This window comes from Vibrio zhugei, assembly GCF_003716875.1.
GTDB classification, from domain to species: Bacteria; Pseudomonadota; Gammaproteobacteria; order Enterobacterales; family Vibrionaceae; genus Vibrio; species Vibrio zhugei.
Genome location: NZ_CP033078.1, coordinates 974,400 through 993,052 on the forward strand (window position 1 = coordinate 974,400; position 18,653 = coordinate 993,052).

18 protein-coding genes are annotated in these 18,653 nt (G+C 45.8%); 16 read left to right on the plus strand and 2 right to left on the minus strand.

The window, feature by feature from the left end; genetic code table 11:
• Positions 1-25 precede the first annotated feature (25 nt).
• Positions 26-3,208 carry a ribonuclease E gene (gene rne, locus EAE30_RS09800; RefSeq protein ID WP_123015750.1) on the minus strand — a complete coding sequence of 1,061 codons (3,183 nt, stop codon included), beginning with the start codon at positions 3,206-3,208 and terminating at the stop codon, positions 26-28.
• A gap of 615 nt (positions 3,209-3,823) precedes the next feature.
• Between rne and rluC the strand changes: the two genes are divergently transcribed.
• A complete protein-coding gene (rluC, locus tag EAE30_RS09805) occupies positions 3,824-4,777 on the plus strand; it encodes a 23S rRNA pseudouridine(955/2504/2580) synthase RluC (protein ID WP_123015751.1) in 954 nt (317 codons plus the stop codon).
• Between the two features lie 39 nt (positions 4,778-4,816).
• On the opposite strand, the gene EAE30_RS09810 is transcribed toward rluC, so the two are convergent.
• On the minus strand, positions 4,817-5,398 hold the full coding sequence (locus tag EAE30_RS09810; RefSeq protein WP_123015752.1) for a Maf family protein: 582 nt from the start codon (positions 5,396-5,398) through the stop codon (positions 4,817-4,819).
• A 146-nt stretch (positions 5,399-5,544) separates the two neighbouring features.
• On the opposite strand from EAE30_RS09810, the gene yceD reads away from it, so the two are divergent.
• The 15 genes from yceD (at position 5,545) to EAE30_RS09885 (ending at position 18,597) form a co-directional block, all read left to right on the plus strand.
• Positions 5,545-6,069, plus strand: a complete 525-nt coding sequence (gene yceD, locus EAE30_RS09815; RefSeq protein WP_123015753.1) for a 23S rRNA accumulation protein YceD — start codon at positions 5,545-5,547, stop codon at positions 6,067-6,069.
• Positions 6,070-6,102: 33 nt separating this feature from the next.
• On the plus strand, positions 6,103-6,273 hold the full coding sequence (gene rpmF / locus EAE30_RS09820) for a 50S ribosomal protein L32 (protein WP_074373232.1): 171 nt from the start codon (positions 6,103-6,105) through the stop codon (positions 6,271-6,273).
• 9 nt (positions 6,274-6,282) lie between these two features.
• A complete protein-coding gene (gene plsX / locus EAE30_RS09825) occupies positions 6,283-7,308 on the plus strand; it encodes a phosphate acyltransferase PlsX (RefSeq protein WP_123015754.1) in 1,026 nt (341 codons plus the stop codon).
• Between the two features lie 5 nt (positions 7,309-7,313).
• Complete coding sequence (locus EAE30_RS09830) at positions 7,314-8,264, plus strand: beta-ketoacyl-ACP synthase III (RefSeq protein ID WP_123015755.1); 951 nt, start codon at positions 7,314-7,316, stop codon at positions 8,262-8,264.
• Between the two features lie 72 nt (positions 8,265-8,336).
• On the plus strand, positions 8,337-9,260 hold the full coding sequence (fabD, locus tag EAE30_RS09835) for an ACP S-malonyltransferase (protein ID WP_123015756.1): 924 nt from the start codon (positions 8,337-8,339) through the stop codon (positions 9,258-9,260).
• A 29-nt stretch (positions 9,261-9,289) separates the two neighbouring features.
• Positions 9,290-10,024 (plus strand): 3-oxoacyl-ACP reductase FabG, encoded by a 735-nt coding sequence (gene fabG, locus EAE30_RS09840; protein WP_123017322.1) that lies wholly within the window; start codon positions 9,290-9,292, stop codon positions 10,022-10,024.
• A gap of 232 nt (positions 10,025-10,256) precedes the next feature.
• Complete coding sequence (gene acpP / locus EAE30_RS09845) at positions 10,257-10,493, plus strand: acyl carrier protein (RefSeq protein WP_077311774.1); 237 nt, start codon at positions 10,257-10,259, stop codon at positions 10,491-10,493.
• Positions 10,494-10,585: 92 nt separating this feature from the next.
• Positions 10,586-11,830: a beta-ketoacyl-ACP synthase II gene (gene fabF / locus EAE30_RS09850; protein ID WP_123017323.1), complete on the plus strand. Its 1,245-nt coding sequence runs from the start codon at positions 10,586-10,588 to the stop codon at positions 11,828-11,830.
• Positions 11,831-11,908: 78 nt separating this feature from the next.
• On the plus strand, positions 11,909-12,715 hold the full coding sequence (gene pabC / locus EAE30_RS09855; protein ID WP_123015757.1) for an aminodeoxychorismate lyase: 807 nt from the start codon (positions 11,909-11,911) through the stop codon (positions 12,713-12,715).
• Positions 12,709-13,725, plus strand: a complete 1,017-nt coding sequence (mltG, locus tag EAE30_RS09860; RefSeq protein ID WP_123015758.1) for an endolytic transglycosylase MltG — start codon at positions 12,709-12,711, stop codon at positions 13,723-13,725. The genes pabC and mltG overlap by 7 nt, the downstream gene beginning before the upstream one ends.
• Positions 13,722-14,351: a dTMP kinase gene (gene tmk, locus EAE30_RS09865; protein WP_123015759.1), complete on the plus strand. Its 630-nt coding sequence runs from the start codon at positions 13,722-13,724 to the stop codon at positions 14,349-14,351. Before mltG ends, tmk begins: the two co-directional genes overlap by 4 nt.
• Positions 14,352-14,363: 12 nt before the next feature.
• Entirely contained in the window at positions 14,364-15,329 is a 966-nt protein-coding gene (gene holB, locus EAE30_RS09870; RefSeq protein WP_241967751.1) for a DNA polymerase III subunit delta', read from the plus strand.
• Positions 15,320-16,087 (plus strand): TatD family hydrolase, encoded by a 768-nt coding sequence (locus EAE30_RS09875; RefSeq protein ID WP_123015760.1) that lies wholly within the window; start codon positions 15,320-15,322, stop codon positions 16,085-16,087. The genes holB and EAE30_RS09875 overlap by 10 nt, the downstream gene beginning before the upstream one ends.
• Positions 16,088-16,498: 411 nt before the next feature.
• On the plus strand, positions 16,499-18,121 hold the full coding sequence (locus EAE30_RS09880) for a PTS transporter subunit EIIC (RefSeq protein ID WP_123015761.1): 1,623 nt from the start codon (positions 16,499-16,501) through the stop codon (positions 18,119-18,121).
• On the plus strand, positions 18,121-18,597 hold the full coding sequence (locus tag EAE30_RS09885) for an RDD family protein (RefSeq protein WP_123015762.1): 477 nt from the start codon (positions 18,121-18,123) through the stop codon (positions 18,595-18,597). The genes EAE30_RS09880 and EAE30_RS09885 overlap by 1 nt, the downstream gene beginning before the upstream one ends.
• Positions 18,598-18,653: the final 56 nt, after the last annotated feature.

The following is an 18,653-nucleotide window of genomic DNA, read 5'->3' on the forward strand; positions in this document are numbered from 1 at the left end:
GCCTTTTTATTCTCTCTAATGGCGGTTATTTCGCCGTGTTCGCCATCTCGGCACTAGCCTGGCTGCGAGCAGCTTGGCTACCTGCGCCTTTTGACTGATAACGTTCCGTGCGGAATGGTGCTGCATTGATCGTTATCTCTGCCATCTCATGAGTACCCGGTGCTTTGGTCATCTCGGATGAAGCATGCAATTTATAGTGTTTCATATCGCTCGCTTTGTTGTCCGTCACTTTAACTTCTGGCGTTGCAGGTTGTGCATCTGGCGTAGCGTCAGCAGATACGGGTGCCACTGGCGTCGCACTGTCATCTACGGCTGTATCGACAACCCCTTGCTCTGTTGACTCAGCCGGTGTTTCTGTGACTGATTTTGCAACGTTATCGGTTGTCTCAACCGTGCTTTCTGCAACCTGCTGTTGAGCAACACTAGATTCAATGGTGTGCTCTTCAACATGACTGGCTACGGTTGTTTCCACCGTCACTTCTTGGGCTGGTTGCGATTTGACTAATGGTTCTGTGGTTTGGCTCTCTTCGCGACGAATAATCACTTTACCCATTGCCATCTCAGGGAATGCAAACCCGCCTATTGGTGTGACATTTTGCTCGCTCTTCTGTTCTTGAGCTGGCTTTTCTGCCTTCGGCGTTTGTTTGGTTATGCCGTAACTTGGCATCACTTTACCCATGGCCATCTCTGGAGAGGCAACTCCACCTTTACGTAGGCGGAATGGGTTAGGGCGACGATCACGACCGCGACGACGACGTTGGCCACTGGCTCGAAGATGACGAGGAGAACGGCGATTACGACGTTGCTTCTGTTCTTTCGGCTTATCAGCGGTGGTCTCATCGGTGGTGACTGAGGCCTCGGCTTGTGGTGCGATTGGAGCAGCGGTTTGCTCATCAAGTGTCGCTTGTACTGGCGCTTGTGCAGACACGTCCGCTTCGTCGGTGATTTTTTCGGTCACTTTCGAGTTGACACGAACCTGCTTAGTGAGTTTACGACGCTGACGACGCTCTTTCACTTTGACATTTTTAGCGTCTGCTTGATTGTCCTTTTGCTGTGGCTTGTTATCTTGCTGAGGCGTGTGTGCTTCTTCAGCAATTTGACGGCCCTGCTCTTGGACTTTCGTTGGCTTCGCCTCGTCATTATCGTTGTTATTACGACGATCTTGCTTAGGCTTACGATCTTGACGTGGCTTACGCTCTTGCTTAGGTTTACGGTTTTGATTGCCGTTATCCTTGTTGTCGTTCGCCGATTTATCTTGCGCAGTCGTTTCAGTGTTATTGCCTTGGCTATTTGCGTTGGCTGACTTATTACCGTTGCGACGATTTTGATTACGGTCGCGCTGTGGACGACGGCGATCATTATTATTGTCACGACGCGACTGGTGCGATTTGCTCTTGTCGTTTTGAGTGTCTTGTTTGGTGTCAGTTTGCGCTTGAGCGGTTTCAACGCTGGTCTCTTTCGCAGGTGTTGCGGTTTGAGGCTCTGGGTTTAACAGTTTTTTAAGCCCTGTGACAATGCGCGAGAACAGACCGGGTTGCGATGCGTGTTGCGCAGTGTCCGCTTTCGCAGTCTCTGGCTTCGCTTGTTTCGCAGCAGTGTTGGCCGAGTGCGAAGTGAAGCTTTTCAACACAGGCTCTTCAATGCGTTTTGGTTTCAGAGCGGCTTCGCCATTCTCTTTACTTTCCGCTTCTTTCATTTGCTCGAGTTTTTTCGGCACTAGATAAGAAAGTAAGTCGTGCTCTTCACCTTCACGAATACGCAGTACTTCGAAATGCGGCGTTTCCATATCCGAGTTAGGGATGATGGTGATTTTGACTTCTTGGTTACGTTCAATGTGGTTGACAGAACGACGCTTCTCATTGAGTAGGTAAGACGCAATGGAGACAGGAACGACAGCCAATACTTGTGCTGTGTTGTCTTTTAAGGCTTCTTCTTCCACCAAACGTAATACCGATAGCGCTAAAGATTCGTTATCACGAACCACACCTGTCCCCGAACAACGTGGACAAATATGGTGACTGGCTTCAGCCAGAGAAGGGCTTAAGCGCTGGCGAGACATTTCCAATAAACCAAAACGGGAAATACGGCCGATTTGTACGCGCGCTCGGTCCATATGAACCGCTTCACGGATACGACTTTCGACTTCGCGTTGATGGCGAACGGGCGTCATATCGATAAAGTCGATCACGACCAAACCGCCTAAATCACGCAATCGCAATTGACGGGCGATTTCATCGGCCGCTTCTAAGTTGGTATTGAGGGCCGTTTCTTCAATATCACCGCCTTTCGTTGAACGAGAGGAGTTAATATCGATCGAGGTGAGGGCTTCTGTCGGATCGATAACAATCGAACCACCTGACGGCAAACGGACTTCTCGTTGGAACGCCGATTCGATCTGGCTTTCGATTTGGAAGTGACTAAACAGAGGAACATCGCCGTCGTATTTCTTCACGCGACTGACAAAGTCAGGACGAACATCGTTGATGTGCTCCATGACACGGTCGTAAATGGTTTGGCTATCGATCATGATTTCGCCGATATCACGACGTAAATAATCACGAATCGCACGTACAACCACGTTACTTTCCTGATGGATCAGAAACGGTGCTGGTTGAGATTTAGCCGCAACTTGAATACGTTCCCAAAGGTTGGTGAGATAACCAAAGTCACTGGCGAGATCTTCCGCACTTTTGCCCACGCCAGCCGTACGTACAATAATGCCTTTATCTTTAGGCAAAGTGTCGATGGCCGCTTTCAATGCTGTGCGCTCTTCACCTTCGATACGACGTGAAATGCCGCCCGCTTTCGGGTTATTTGGCATAAGAACCAAGTAGCTTCCCGCTAACGAAATCATCGTTGTTAGGGCCGCGCCTTTACTACCACGTTCTTCTTTCTCTACTTGAACAATAACTTCTTGGCCTTCTTTAAGCACTTCTTTGATGCTTGGTCGGCCTTTAAAAGTGTATCCAGAGGGAAAGTATTCGCGTGCTATTTCTTTAAGAGGAAGGAAACCGTGTCGTTCTGCGCCATAGTCGACGAACGCTGCTTCCAAGCTTGGTTCAATGCGGGTAATACGTCCTTTGTATATGTTTGATTTCTTAGATTCATGTCCTGGACTTTCGATGTCCAAGTCGAACAAACGTTGGCCATCAACCAACGCGACACGCATCTCTTCTTTCTGAGTTGCGTTAATTAGCATTCTTTTCATTGAAAAAATCTCATTATCTTTATCTTTTGTTTTGATTTTTGTTCTTGCTGCTTTGAGCCGTTTTCAAGGTGCCTGATCCCATGGCTTATCGGTACAGCCTCCCGGCTGGAGGGATGCTCGTGGGCACTTCAGTTACCACAGACAAATAAAACGCCTGTGATCCGCGGATTTATGCGGTAGATACTCAGCATGAAAAAGCGATGAGTAGAGCAGCAAGAGGGCGTTAACTAACCGTGTCTTACGCCACTTGCTGCACATTAGTTTTCGGCCTGTTACTCATTTCATTGTGTATGAGAGAGGCACGGAAAAAATAGAACCGAACAATCCTCATAGACAGGTGTGAACTATAGCAGTGACTGCGTAACTCAGCAATCTGCTTTATAAGAAAGCGAGAAAAATTTTGTTTCATTGCGCAAAAATTGACAACTTCCTCTTTCAGCAATAAAAATCACGGTAGAAACCGACTCAGTCCGTTCGTTAGTTTTACTGATTTTTTGCTGAATTTGGAAACTTAATTTCTCATTTTCTAGGTGTTCGACGTGATTTTAGTGAAAAAGTGAAATTTATCTAAATCCGAAATATGCATTTACACGGTTTGCAGTTAGAATACGCGACATGAGTGAGATAAGAACCCAAGTCCAACTTGTCGATATTGACGACGATATGGCTGGTCAACGCATCGATAATTTTTTGCGTAACCAATTAAAAACTGTTCCTAAGAGTATGATTTATCGGATCGTGCGTAAGGGAGAGGTGCGCGTAAATAAAAAGCGTGTCAAAGCCGAATACAAATTGATGGCTGGAGACACGGTACGTGTCCCGCCGGTGACCATTCAAACGGATGAGTCTAAGCAGGATGCACCAGTCAGCACCAAGCTCAATAAAGTGGCAGAGCTCGAGCAGCGCATCATTTTCGAAGATGAGCATATGCTGATTTTGAATAAGCCATCGGGTACGGCCGTTCATTGTGGCAGCGGTCTGAAGTTTGGTGCGATTGAAGCGTTACGCGCTTTACGCCCTCAAGCGCGATTTTTAGAATTAGTGCATCGTATTGACCGAGATACTTCGGGCATTTTGTTGGTCGCAAAGAAGCGCTCAGCACTGCGTCATTTACAAGCTCAATTTCGCGAAAAAACCGTGCGTAAATACTATTTCGCACTGGTGATGGGGCAATGGAAAAACAGCTGTAAAGTCGTAAAAGCCCCGTTGCTGAAAAATGATGTTAACAGTATTGTTCGCGTCAATCCAAACGGTAAAGCGTCTGAAACACGGTTTAAAATACTCGAGAAATTTAAAGATGCGACACTGATACAAGCGAGCCCGGTTACCGGTCGTACGCATCAGATTCGGGTACATACTCAATATACAGGCCATCCGATCGCTTGGGACGACCGCTATGGTGATCCTCGTTTTGATGCGTACACCGCGCAATTTGGTATTCAACGGCTCTTTTTACATGCGGCGAATATTCAATTTGTTCATCCAGGGTCGAATGAAAAAATGGACATCAGTGCGCCATTAGAAGAGCGCTTAGAAAAAGCGCTCGCTCGTTTGAGAAATGACCACTAAAACCTGACTTATTATGGTTTTTTAGATTTTTTTATACGCTTATATCGCTCGTATACCGTGTTTTTCTAACAGTTTCGTCAGCTGAATCAGTGGTAAGCCGATCAAACTGTTAGGGTCATCACCTTCTAAGCGTTCAAATAACGTGATACCAAGACCTTCGCATTTGAAGCTTCCAGCGCAATATAACGGTTGCTCTTTACGGACGTAGTTCTCAGCCATATCTCGGGTGAGCTGACGAAAGTGAACATTGAAGGTATCTAACACCACATCACACTCATGGGTGTGATTGTTGTAAACGGCTAAGCCCGTGTAAAAAGTGATGCACTGGCCACTTTGGTTCATCAATTGCTCGATGGCTTTTTCTGCAGTATGGGGTTTGCCTATAATGGTATTATTGACCACACAAACTTGATCGCTGCCAATGATGAGGCTGGGCTCGCTGAGTTGACAAGATTGCGCTTTGTTTTGCGCTAACCGTTGAACGAGATCGGCCGCTTGCTCATGGTCGAGTGGGCTTTCATCACACTCAGGACTTGCTGTAATAAACGGTAATCCCAATTTTTTGAGTAACTCTTGGCGGAATGGGGATGTGGACGATAAAACGAGTTGGTAATTTGGCATTTTAATTTACAATGATGAAAAGTGACGAGACGGATATCTTAATGGATTCGAGCTCGAATAACTACTGACGCGAAAAGGGAAAAAAAACGAAGTTTTTTGCCTTTTTCTTTGACTAAATATGTTTTGGAAGATAATATTCTCGCCCTATGCAAAAGGTAAAAATACCGCGGACGGTTGATCCCGGCAAAGCCGCTCAGAAACGTCTAGACTACGATGGCATCATCCAAGTCAGTCTTTTAAAGCGCCTCGCAGAATCAGTCGCCAGCGTTAAACGCGATGCTCAAGTTACATTGTCATTTGGGTTGGATGAGCAGCGACTCGTTGTTATCTCTGGTAAAGCTAACATCGATGTAGACTTAGAATGTCAACGCTGTAATCAGGTTTTCGCATACGAATGCGATGTCGAATTCACTTATACGCCTTATTTTAGTGCGAAAAGCGAAGAAGACGCACCGGAAGAGTATGATTTGGTAGATCTAAACGAATACGGTGAAGTAGACCTTATCCAGTTAATCGAAGATGAACTCATCCTCGGTTTGCCTCATATTGCCATGCACGATGAGTCTGAATGTAGCGTTGATTCAAACAATTTGGTATTTGGTGAGCTTCCAACAGATGTTGCCGAAGACAAACCGAATCCATTCGATGTTTTAAAAAGTTTGAAGAAATAATTTCAAACATTACTTAACATAGGAGTAGGGTCAATGGCCGTACAAAAAAACCGTAAAACACGTTCTAAACGTGGCATGCGTCGTTCACACGATGCGCTTACTACAGCTGCCCTATCTGTAGATGCGACATCAGGTGAAACTCACCTACGTCACAACGTGACTGCTGACGGTTACTACCGTGGCAAAAAGGTTATCAACAAGTAAGGTTGACCTTTGCGTAATTTAACCGTTGCACTTGATGCAATGGGCGGTGACTTCGGTCCCCGTGTAACAGTGCCTGCCGCCGTGCAGGCACTGTCGCTTTTCCCAGAGCTAAAAGTGTTTCTAATAGGCGATCAAGCACAAATCGCCCATCAACTGTCCCTGCTCGATTGCCAGCCGAGTACTCGTTTGAGTATTATGCATAGCGATCACGTCATTTCTGATTCTATCAAACCCTCATTTGCGTTACGCCATAGTGCCAATACTTCAATGAATATGGCCATAGATTGTGTAGCAAATGGTGAAGTGGATGCCTGTGTCAGTGGTGGTAATACCGGTGCACTGATGGCATTGTCACGATTTCGTCTTAAAGTATTACCTGGGGTTGATAGGCCTGCCTTAGTCTCAGCACTGCCAACGGCAACAGGCAATAAAACCTGGATGTTAGATCTGGGTGCGAATGTCTCCAGCGACGCCGACTCTTTATTTCAGTATGCTGTTATGGGAGCCGCTTTAGCCGAAGAACATTTAGGACGTCCTGCGCGTGTGGCGATATTGAATATTGGTGCCGAAGAAATTAAAGGCAATGATTTGGTCAAACGTTGTTCTGAAATGTTAAGTCAGACACAATCGATAAACTATGTTGGCTATATTGAGAGTAATCAGATACTTTTAGATAAAGCTGATGTTATTGTCAGTGATGGATTTGTTGGTAATATTTGTTTAAAAGCGTGTGAAGGGACGGCACAACTTTTTATTGATAAGCTGAAAGCGAAATTTTCAGTTTCATCCATAAAGGGTTGGGTGGCTCGGAAATTGTTTGCAGATTTATTTATTGAGCTAAAAACACTGAACCCCGACCAGTATAACGGTGCAAGTTTGCTAGGATTGCGCGGCATTGTCATAAAAAGTCACGGAAGCGCTGACGTACACGCTGTTGTAAATGCAATTTCTGAAGCGGTACACGAAATCAAACGACAAGTACCCAGCCGGATAAGCGATCGTTTGGAAGCGATTTTACTCGAGAGGCATCATTAGTCTTCATGTATAGCAAAATTTTAGGTACAGGCAGCTACCTGCCATCTCAGATTCGCTCAAACGCGGACTTAGAGAAAATGGTAGACACAAGTGATGAGTGGATTGTGACTCGCACTGGTATTCGCGAGCGACGCATTGCCCAGCAGAACGAGTCTGTTGCTGATATGGCAACGATTGCAGCTAAAAACGCCATTGATATGGCTGGCATCGATAAGAACGACATTGATATGATCATTGTCGCCACGACGAGTGGCAGTCATGCTTTTCCATCGTCTGCGTGTCAGGTGCAAGGCAACCTTGGTATTAAAGGCTGTCCCGCATTTGATATAGCGGCCGCATGTTCTGGGTTTGTTTATGGGCTATCGATCGCGGATCAACATATAAAATCGGGTATGTGTAAGAAGGTTTTAGTGATTGGTGCGGATGCGCTGTCTAAAACGTGTGATCCAACGGATCGTTCTACCATCATTTTGTTTGGTGACGCTGCCGGTGCTGTTGTGCTCGGGGCTAGCGAAGAACCCGGCATTTTGTCGACACATATCTATGCTGATGGCCAGTTCGGTGAACTACTGAGTCTTGAAAACCCAGAAAATGGGGGAGATTCAGACAAATGGTTACACATGGTTGGGAATGAAGTCTTTAAAGTGGCGGTTAATCAGTTGTCTAAACTGGTTAAAACAACGCTAGCAGCGAATAATATGGATAAAAGCGAATTGGATTGGCTGGTGCCACACCAAGCGAACTTGCGTATTATTTCTGCCACTGCGAAAAAATTATCCCTACCGATGGATCAAGTCGTCGTGACACTTGACCGCCATGGTAACACGTCAGCTGCGACGGTGCCGACGGCACTGGATGAAGCGGTACGTGATAACCGTATTAAACGCGGCCAAACTTTGTTACTTGAAGCGTTTGGTGGTGGATTTACTTGGGGCTCAGCCCTAGTGAAATTTTAAGTACTCTATTCGATAGCATAAGCCGTGTCTGATTCACTGCTTATGCTTTTATTTTGCGAAAGGAAATATAGAATGAGCAAATTTGCTATCGTCTTTCCCGGTCAAGGTTCACAAGCCGTCGGTATGCTGGCAGAACTGGGTGACCAATATGAGGTGGTAAAACAGACCTTCGCTGAAGCGTCTGATGCCTTGGGCTATGATTTATGGTCATTGGTTCAAAATGGCCCTGCAGAAGATCTCAATGAAACCTTCCGTACACAGCCTGCTTTATTAGCATCGTCTGTTGCTATCTGGCGTGTATGGCAAGAGCAGGGGCTTGAGCAACCTGAACTTCTTGCTGGACATAGTCTAGGGGAATATTCAGCGTTAGTGTGTGCTGGCGTGATCGATTTCAAAGAAGCGATTCGTTTAGTTCAGTTGCGCGGTCAATTGATGCAACAAGCAGTTCCTGCAGGCGTCGGCGCAATGTATGCCATTATTGGTTTAGCCGATGATGCCGTTGCAAAAGCCTGTGAAGACGCAGCACAAGGTGCGGTGGTTTCTCCGGTGAACTTTAACTCACCAGGTCAAGTTGTGATTGCTGGTGAAAAAGAAGCCGTTGAGCGTGCGGGCGCGTTATGTAAAGAAGCGGGCGCTAAGCGTGCGTTGCCTTTACCTGTCTCGGTACCTTCTCACTGTGCGTTGATGAAGCCTGCAGCGGATAAATTGGCTGAAGCGTTGAATGCGATTGAGTTTCATGAACCGACGTTACCTGTAATTAATAACGTGGATGTTGCAGCAGAAACATCACCGGAAAAAATTAAAGACGCATTAGTCCGTCAACTCTACAGTCCAGTTCGTTGGACTGAAGGCGTACAAGCCATGCATGAGCAAGGCGTCGAAAAGTTGATCGAGATGGGACCTGGTAAGGTGTTAACTGGATTAACCAAACGTATTGTTAAAGCGCTTGATGCAGCCGCAGTAAATAATGTGGCAACACTCGATGCGGTTAAGTAAAGAATAGGAAGCGAAACATGAGTACTTTCATGAGCCTCGAAGGCAAAGTAGCCTTGGTGACAGGCGCAAGTCGTGGTATTGGTAAAGCGATTGCTGAGTTATTGGTTGAACGCGGTGCAACCGTGATCGGTACGGCAACCAGTGAAAATGGTGCCCAATCGATTGATGCTTATCTTGGTGACAAGGGTAAAGGGTTAGCACTAAATGTGACTGATCCAGCATCTATTGAAGCGGTATTAAAAAATATTGGTGATGAATTTGGTAGCGTGGACATTTTAGTTAACAATGCTGGCATCACTCGTGATAATCTGTTGATGCGGATGAAAGATGATGAGTGGACAGATATTTTGGACACAAATCTAACGTCTATCTTCCGTATGTCAAAAGCGGTACTACGTGGCATGATGAAAAAGCGCCATGGTCGTATTATTAACATCGGTTCCGTTGTTGGTACTATGGGTAACGCTGGCCAAGCAAACTATGCAGCAGCGAAGGCGGGTGTGATTGGTTTTACTAAATCAATGGCGCGTGAAGTGGCTTCTCGTGGCGTAACTGTGAATACGGTTGCTCCTGGTTTTATCGAAACAGATATGACTAAAGCACTCAATGATGACCAGCGCGCCGCAACACTGGCACAAGTTCCTGCTGGTCGTTTAGGCGACCCTCGTGAGATTGCTTCAGCAGTGGTATTTTTAGCCTCTGAGGAAGCAGGATACATGACTGGCGAAACATTGCACGTTAATGGCGGCATGTATATGGTTTAAGACCATTTCTATACTGAGTTCGGAGAAAATATATGATAGACTTCGGATTCAATTTAGCGTTGAAATAAGTTTGTATATTATTTATGCATGACTTATATCAATATTGGTATGAATTTCGGTTAAAATCGTCAAAATTGTGGTTTGACCAGCAAGGTCCCCCTTGCAACTTTCCCTAGTTCTAATACACTACGGGAACATCGCATTAGGCGAAATCTGTAAAGGAAAAGAAAAAATGAGCAACTTCGAAGAACGCGTAAAGAAAATCATTGTTGAACAGCTAGGTGTAGACGAAGCAGAAGTGAAAAACGAAGCTTCTTTCGTTGAAGATCTAGGTGCTGATTCTCTAGACACTGTAGAGCTAGTAATGGCTCTTGAAGAAGAATTCGACACTGAGATTCCTGATGAAGAAGCAGAGAAAATCACTACTGTTCAAGCTGCAATCGACTACGTGACCAGCAACGCTCAGTAATTTCTCTCCCCAGGCGGCCCTCTGGCCGCCTGAGTTTTTTATAACTCATCTATTACCTCTCATAGAATTTCTTGATTCCGGAGAATATGATCGTGTCCAAGCGTCGTGTCGTTGTCACTGGCATGGGTATGTTGTCACCTGTTGGCAACACTGTAGAATCATCTTGGAAAGCCCTGCTAGCTGGTCAAAGTGGTATTGTTAATATCGAACACTTTGATACTACTAATTTTTCTACTCAATTCGCGGGTCTCGTTAAAGACTTCAATTGCGAAGAGTACATGTCCAAAAAAGATGCACGTAAAATGGATTTATTTATCCAATACGGTATCGCTGCTGGTATCCAGGCATTGGATGATTCTAATCTAGAAATTACTGACGATAATGCTGCTCGTGTGGGTGTCGCTATCGGTTCAGGGATTGGCGGATTAGAACTTATCGAAAAAGGCCATGATGCTCTTATTGAAAAAGGCCCTCGTAAAGTCAGTCCCTTCTTTGTTCCTTCAACTATTGTCAATATGGTTGCGGGTAACCTCTCTATCATGCGCGGTTTACGTGGTCCTAATATTGCGATTTCAACCGCATGTACGACGGGTTTGCATAACATTGGCCACGCGGCTCGTATGATCGCTTATGGCGATGTCGATGCTATGGTTGCTGGTGGTGCGGAAAAAGCATCAACAGAGCTAGGTATGGCTGGTTTCGGTGCAGCAAAAGCGCTGTCTACACGTAATGACGATCCTCAGAAAGCGTCTCGTCCATGGGATAAAGGCCGTGATGGTTTTGTTCTTGGTGACGGTGCTGGCATGATGGTACTTGAAGAGTACGAACATGCAAAAGCACGTGGTGCGAAGATTTACGCTGAAATTGTCGGTTTTGGTATGTCAGGTGATGCGTATCACATGACCAAACCGACCGAAGACGGTTCCGGCGGTGCATTAGCGATGTCGGCTGCCATGCGTGATGCCAATATCGATGGTACACAAATCGGTTATGTCAATGCACACGGTACCTCAACGCCCGCAGGTGATGTCGCAGAAATTCGCGGTATCAAACTTGCTTTAGGCGAAGAAGGCTCTAAACAAGTGCTCGTTTCTTCAACTAAATCGATGACTGGCCACCTTCTTGGTGCCGCTGGTTCTGTAGAAGCGATTGTGACAGTGCTTTCACTGGTTGATCAAATTGTGCCTCCAACGATTAACCTCGATGATCCAGAAGACGATTTGGATATCGATCTCGTGCCGAACAAGGCGCGTAAAGTCGAAGGAATGGAGTACGCGATGTGTAACTCATTTGGATTCGGTGGTACGAACGGCTCACTGATCTTCAAACGCATCTAACACGTTATTTGCTACGTGATTTGAGTTCTAACGGCTTGATGCTTTGCATTGAGCCGTTTGTGTTTATAGGGAGAGACGATGATTTTGGTTAATGGCGTCCTTGCCGAACAGATATCCGTGAGCGATCGGGCATTTCAATATGGTGATGGTTGTTTTACCACCATGTTAACGTGCGGCGGTCATATTCAGCAGTGGCCCTTTCATCAAGAACGAGTGCAAGCCTGTTTAGACGCATTGGGGATCCCATTGTCAAACTGGCCCGATATACTGGTTTGGTTGGCCAATGCCGCATTGCCTGATGAGCAAGCTGGATTAAAGCTGCACATCAGTCGGGGCCAGGGAGGCAGGGGGTATAGTCCTGCCAAAGTATCCGATCCCACCGTCACTATTCAGTCGTTTACTTTCCCCGCGCATTATGCCAAATGGCAAACAGACGGTATTGAGTTGGGTCTTTGCCAACAACGCTTAGGTTTAAATCCGTTATTAGCCGGACATAAGCATACCAATCGGTTGGAGCAAATCTTGATGAAAGCCGAGATGGATAGAGCTGGTTGGCAAGATGGTTTGTGCTGCGATCTCAATGATCACATTATTGAAACCACAATGGCCAATATTTTCTGGGTTAAAGACGATATACTTTGTACGCCGGATCTCTCTCTTGCTGGTGTGGCCGGTGTTGCGCGGCGGTGTGTGATGGATGCGGCTCAAGAGAGTGGGATGACGCTTGCGGTCGGGCAGTATTCTTTAGCGGAGCTGTGGGATGCCGACGAAGTTTTCATTACGAATGCAATATTAGGTGTTGCACCCGTGCGTCAAATTCAGCAGCATTGCTATTCAATTGGCAAGTATACTCGCCGTTTTCAAAAGAGGTTCCATTTGTGTTAAAAAAACTGATTGTCGTTCTGGCGATACTGGTCGTGGTTGTGGGAGCCGGATTTGGCTATGTGAGTTATCAGGTCGATCGCTATTTAGCTCAGCCTCTACAAGTGACAGAAAACCAACTCGTGACCATACCATTTGGCGCTAATATTAATCGTTCGATGGATATTTTAGAGAAAAACCAGTGGATCGAGAAAAGTGTGGTTGAGCGGTTTGTTCGTCGCTTGCACCCAGAACTCGTGTCAATCAAAGCGGGTACCTACCAAGTAACGCCATCAATGACACTACGTGCCGCCCTTGAGCGCTTTATCTCAGGTAAAGAGCATCAATTTGCTGTTACCTTTGTCGAAGGCAGCCGTTTCAGTGATTGGCGAGCCATCCTCGAGAACACCGAGTATTTAGAGCACACCATCGACGGGGAAAGTGAAGAGGCGATAGCCAAGCAATTAGGTATTGAGCATAAGAAACTGGAAGGATTGTTTTTAGCCGAGACCTACCATTTCACCGCCGGTCAGAGTGATCTCGATATTTTACGTCGTGCCCATGACAAGTTGATGGCGTATTTGAATGCGCAGTGGCCTGAGCGTGACCAACCTCTCCCGATCGACTCTCCCTATCAGGCATTAACACTTGCTTCGATTATTGAGAAAGAAACCGCACTGGATAGTGAACGTCACCGCGTGGCATCAGTTTTTGTTAATCGCCTAAATAAACACATGCGTTTACAGACCGATCCTACGGTGATTTATGGGATGGGGGACAACTATCATGGCAATATTCGCAAGCGTGATTTGCATCAGGCTACACCGTATAACACCTATGTGATCCGCGGGTTGCCGCCAACTCCGATCGCCATGGTAGGAAAAAATGCCATTGAAGCAGCCCTACATCCAGAGAAGAGCCAATATTTGTACTTTGTCGCAAGTGGTGATGGAGGACATGTCTTCTCGAAAACCTTAACCGAGCATAACCGCGCTGTGCGTGCATATTTAAGACAATTGAGAAATAGAAAATGAATGGTAAATTTATCGTTATCGAGGGGCTAGAAGGTGCGGGTAAAAGCACGGCTATGAATGCGGTGGTGGAAGCCTTGAGAGCGCATCATATCGATGATATTACACGAACTCGTGAGCCCGGTGGCACGGTATTAGCAGAAAAAATGCGCGCGCTTGTTAAAGAGGAGCACGCTGGCGAAAAATTGCAAGACATGACCGAGTTACTACTGATGTACGCCGCTCGTGTGCAATTGGTAGAAACGGTGATTAAGCCAGCGCTAGCAGCCGGCTTATGGGTGGTCGGTGATCGCCATGATCTCTCTTCTCAGGCATATCAAGGCGGAGGTCGACAAATTGCGGCTGAAACCTTAATGAATCTGAAGCACACAACACTGGGCGATTTTAAACCCGACTTGACCTTGTATTTAGATATTGACCCGCGAGTTGGGCTTGAGCGCGCTCGTGGCCGTGGAGAGTTGGACCGTATTGAAAAAATGGATATCAGTTTTTTCGAACGTACTCGTCAGCGGTATCAAGAATTGGCGCAGCAAGACTCGTCAATCGTCACCATCAATGCTGATCAAGATATCGCAGCGGTCGCTCACGATATTAAAGTGGCCTTGAATACTTGGTTATCAAAGCAGTAAAAGGTGAGAGGTATGGCAATGCACGCTCCGTGGTTAGATGCCGCTTGGCACGATTGGCAAACACGTTTAAAAAACAACACATTTTCACATGCAACATTGGTTCATAGCCAACAAGATCTTGGCATTTATTCTCTGGCCGAGCAGTTTGGGCAAGCGTTGATGTGTACCACTTCGGATAGCGAGCCTTGTGGGTTTTGTCATGGTTGTAGCTTAATGCAGTCGGGGAATCATCCTGATTACCACGTTGTTAGGCCGGAAAAAGAAGGGAAGTCGATCACGGTTGAGCAGATTCGTGCCTGTAATCGTTGGGCACAAGCGTCATCTCAGATGTCTGGCTATCGCCTCATCATTATTGAACCTGCGGATGCGATGAATGAATCTGCGGCGAACGCATTACTAAAAACGCTAGAGGAACCATCATCGCATTGTGTTTTTGTGTTATTGACTCAACATATCAATCATTTATTACCGACCATCATCAGTCGTTGTCAGGTGCTTGCGATCGCCGAGCCCACAGCACAGGTGATTAGTCAGTGGCTTGAGCAGCAAATACAGCAGCCCATTCCTGATTATGCCGCTCATTTGAACGGAAATTCGCCACTACAGACACAATCGTTTATTGAGTCTAAAGGTATAGAAGAGTACGCTAATATTGAAGCGGCATTTTTACGTGCTGCAAACGGAGATATCTCTGCGGCGACGGAGTGCACACGCTTGTTAACGGCTTCGCCCCGCGAACGGTTACAGTGGTTGTGGTTTTTAATCAGCGATGCTCAGAAAGTCCATTTTGGTATCAAGCAACGGGAATGCGTACCAGGCGCGACTCAGCTTGCCGAGGTTTTGTCATACGAGCGGTTGTATCGTTGTGGGCAAGACATCATCAAACTGAATGAGCAACTGCGCGAGTTTACTGGATTAAACTCAGAGCTTCTTATCATGGATTGGTTAATGAATATTAATGAGGATACATGTTTGTAGATTCCCACTGTCATTTAGACAGATTGAATTATGATGATCTGCATAGCGGGTTAGAGGAAGTGTTGGCTAATGCGCAGCAGGTTAATGTAACAGAGTTTCTTTCCGTTAACTGCACCATGGACTCGTTTCCTAGCATGTTGGCAATGATCAACGATCATGACAATGTCCATGCTTCTTGCGGTGTGCATCCTTTGGATGTGACCAGCGATTTCGTCATGGAGACGTTTCGTGAGTATGCGGCTCATGAAAAAGTCGTTGCGATTGGTGAAACGGGGTTGGATTATCATTACCAGCCCGAAACGGCTGAATTACAAAAACAGCGCTTCAAACAGCAAGTGGCATTAGCCGTTGAGCTTAACAAGCCATTAATCATTCACACTCGTAATGCCCGACAGGATACACTCGACATTTTACGTGAAGGTGGCGCTGAACGTTGTGGTGGTGTGATTCATTGTTTTACCGAAGATTTGGCCTTTGCTCAAGCGGCCATGGAATTGGGATTCTATATTTCTATCTCTGGAATCGTGACATTCAAAGGTGCGAAAGATCTGCAAGAGGTGGTCAAAGTATTGCCTCTAGAACGGTTATTGATTGAAACCGATTCGCCATATTTAGCGCCAGTGCCTTATCGAGGCAAAGAAAATCAGCCAGCGTATGTTATCGAAGTGGCTGCTTATATTGCTCAGTTAAAAGGCGTGACGGTCGCGCAAGTCGCACAACAAACGACGCAAAACTTTAGAGATCTCTTCCTTCGCTAAGGAAGAGCTATGCGAGTATAAGCTGCGGTTTGCTGCCATCGCTCGAAGTAAACCACCTGAAATAGGGTGGTTTTTCAGTATTTCTTCCTAGGAAGATGGTGAATTCGAGAAATGTATACTATTTGTACACGTTTTATGTTTATTTTGTTTAGCGAATTAAATGCTTGATAAAATAAACAGTTAGCAATGATTTGTGTGATTTTTGTTCGGTTCTTAGTGTGATCTGTTTATTACTTTGGAACTTAATTTAATTCGTTACTAGAAACTTTGAGGCTCATCAAGATATATTTAGAGCCGGAAAATATAATGCACATACATGCTACATTTCCTTTGAGACTAGCATCTTAAGGCTGCGGGGGTGTGCCGCTAGTACTCAATATATTCTAATAACTCACTCAGGAGCATTTACACATGAAAGGTTTCTTTAGCAAACTTTCTCAATCTATTATGCTACCGATAGCTTTGCTTCCAGCTGCCGGTATCATGCTAGGGATTGGTGGTAGTTTTACCAACGCACAAATGGTAGACGCCTACAACATCGAAATTCTACAACCGGGAACGGTTCTGAATAGCTTCCTACAAGTTATGACAGCCGCGGGTGATATCGTATTCGCGAACTTGCCTGTCATGTTTGCACTGGCTATCGCGATTGGTTTTGCCAAGACAGAAAAAGGGGCTGCAGCATTAGCCGCGCTGATTTCTTACTTGGTTATGAACGTTGCGATTGCCAAAACATTGATCGTGGGCGGCATGTTAGATGCTAGCACCAATACGGTTGTGTTAATGGGCGATCACTACTCAGGTATCCTTGCTAATATTTTAGGTATTAACAATACTCTGAGCATGGGGGTATTCGGCGGTCTGATTTCTGGTGCCATTACGGTTGTTTTGCATAACCGTTACCACGACGCCAAACTTCCAGATTACCTGGGCTTCTTTGGTGGCGCACGTTACGTTCCTATTATCAGTGCTTTTGCAGCTTTGTTCTACGGCATCGTTCTTACGTTTATTTGGCCATTTTTTGGTGCTGCCTTTGGTGCAATCGGTATGGCGCTGGGTGAACTTCGCGCGTCTGGTATGGGTTACATCGCATCGTTTATCTTCGGTATCGTTGAACGTTCATTGATTCCTGTTGGTCTTCACCATGTATTCTATTTGCCACTATGGCAAACTGAAATCGGCGGTACAGCTAATATCGCAGGTGAAGTGGTGAAGGGTACACAGAACATCTTCTTTGCTTCTCTAGCAAGTGGTGACTTCTCGCAATTCTCATCAACTAACTTCATGACAGGTAAATTCCCATTCATGATGTTTGGTCTGCCAGCCGCCGCGTACGCTATGTACACATTGGTTGACCCAGAAAATCGTAAAGCGGCAGGTGGTTTGCTATTCTCTGTTGCTCTAACTGCGTTCTTGACAGGTATTACAGAACCGATTGAATTTACGTTCTTGTTCCTATCTCCAGCACTTTACTACTTCATCCACGTGCCATTGGCAGGTATTTCTTTCCTACTGATGGACGTTCTCGGTGTTAAAGTCGGTATGACATTCTCTGGTGGCTTCATTGACTTCTCACTCTTCGGTGTGCTTCCAGGTCTAACTGGTGTTGATAACCACTGGTACTACATCCCAATCGTGGGTGTGGCTTACGCATTCATCTACTTCTTCTTGTTCCGTTGGTACATTGTGAAGTTTGATGTGAAAACACCAGGTCGTAAAGGCAGCGCAGTAGCGGTGGTTTCTAAACAAGAATACCGTGACGCGAAAGCAAGTGGCGCGAATGGCGGAGACGGCAAAGCGGATCAAATGATCGAAGCACTAGGTGGTCAAGACAACATTGTTGATGTCGACGCGTGTATTACTCGTCTACGTATCACAGTGAAAGATGCAAACCTAGTTAAAGAAAACGATTACTGGACCACTCAGCTTGGTGCTCGTGGGTTAGTCAAAGTGGGTGATACCGGTATCCAAGCGATTTACGGTGCTCAAGCGGCGACGTATAAAGCGCAAATTAACGCTAAATTAGGTCGCTAATGAGCGTTAAGGAAAAATTTAAGCGCACTGGAGCATTCGTGATTGATTTTTCAATTGCTAAAATGTTTGCTCAAGTTCTCATCGGTGGCGTGTACTACGCCATCATGGGAATCAGTTTAAGACATCCGACAACGGGATTGATTTCATTAAACAGCGATGCAGCATTGCCAATACTATTGGCCTTAAGTGTGCTTATATTAATCCTCTTTATTGGTATTTATCTTGGCTATCATTGGGTGTGTTATCGTTTTCTTGGTAACTCGTTGGCTCGCTTCTTTATGCATGTCACAGTGGTATCAAGAGTGGATGGTAAACCCTTAGATAAACGCACGTATTTTGAGCGTGAGTTTTATAAAATCAGTTTGTGCATCGGCACTGTCGGACTTTATGCTCTGTACAGTGGCGCGCAATATTATTCGGCAGGCCATGCGCCTTACCACGATAATCGTTGCTCTGCACGAGTTGAGGTCGCTTAGTGACCCACAGTTAAGAGAATTAACGGAAAACCAACGCAATGCGTTGGTTTTTTTTG

Coding starts and splice junctions, on each gene's coding strand:
- rpmF (WP_074373232.1), top strand. CDS start 6,103: ATGGCCGTACAAAAAAACCGTAAAACACGTTCTAAACGTGGCATGCGT.
- yceD (WP_123015753.1), top strand. CDS start 5,545: ATGCAAAAGGTAAAAATACCGCGGACGGTTGATCCCGGCAAAGCCGCT.
- acpP (WP_077311774.1), top strand. CDS start 10,257: ATGAGCAACTTCGAAGAACGCGTAAAGAAAATCATTGTTGAACAGCTA.
- EAE30_RS09880 (WP_123015761.1), top strand. CDS start 16,499: ATGAAAGGTTTCTTTAGCAAACTTTCTCAATCTATTATGCTACCGATA.
- rne (WP_123015750.1), bottom strand. CDS start 3,208: ATGAAAAGAATGCTAATTAACGCAACTCAGAAAGAAGAGATGCGTGTC.
- EAE30_RS09810 (WP_123015752.1), bottom strand. CDS start 5,398: ATGCCAAATTACCAACTCGTTTTATCGTCCACATCCCCATTCCGCCAA.
- pabC (WP_123015757.1), top strand. CDS start 11,909: ATGATTTTGGTTAATGGCGTCCTTGCCGAACAGATATCCGTGAGCGAT.
- fabD (WP_123015756.1), top strand. CDS start 8,337: ATGAGCAAATTTGCTATCGTCTTTCCCGGTCAAGGTTCACAAGCCGTC.
- fabG (WP_123017322.1), top strand. CDS start 9,290: ATGAGCCTCGAAGGCAAAGTAGCCTTGGTGACAGGCGCAAGTCGTGGT.
- tmk (WP_123015759.1), top strand. CDS start 13,722: ATGAATGGTAAATTTATCGTTATCGAGGGGCTAGAAGGTGCGGGTAAA.
- EAE30_RS09885 (WP_123015762.1), top strand. CDS start 18,121: ATGAGCGTTAAGGAAAAATTTAAGCGCACTGGAGCATTCGTGATTGAT.
- EAE30_RS09875 (WP_123015760.1), top strand. CDS start 15,320: ATGTTTGTAGATTCCCACTGTCATTTAGACAGATTGAATTATGATGAT.
- rluC (WP_123015751.1), top strand. CDS start 3,824: ATGAGTGAGATAAGAACCCAAGTCCAACTTGTCGATATTGACGACGAT.
- EAE30_RS09830 (WP_123015755.1), top strand. CDS start 7,314: ATGTATAGCAAAATTTTAGGTACAGGCAGCTACCTGCCATCTCAGATT.
- holB (WP_241967751.1), top strand. CDS start 14,364: ATGGCAATGCACGCTCCGTGGTTAGATGCCGCTTGGCACGATTGGCAA.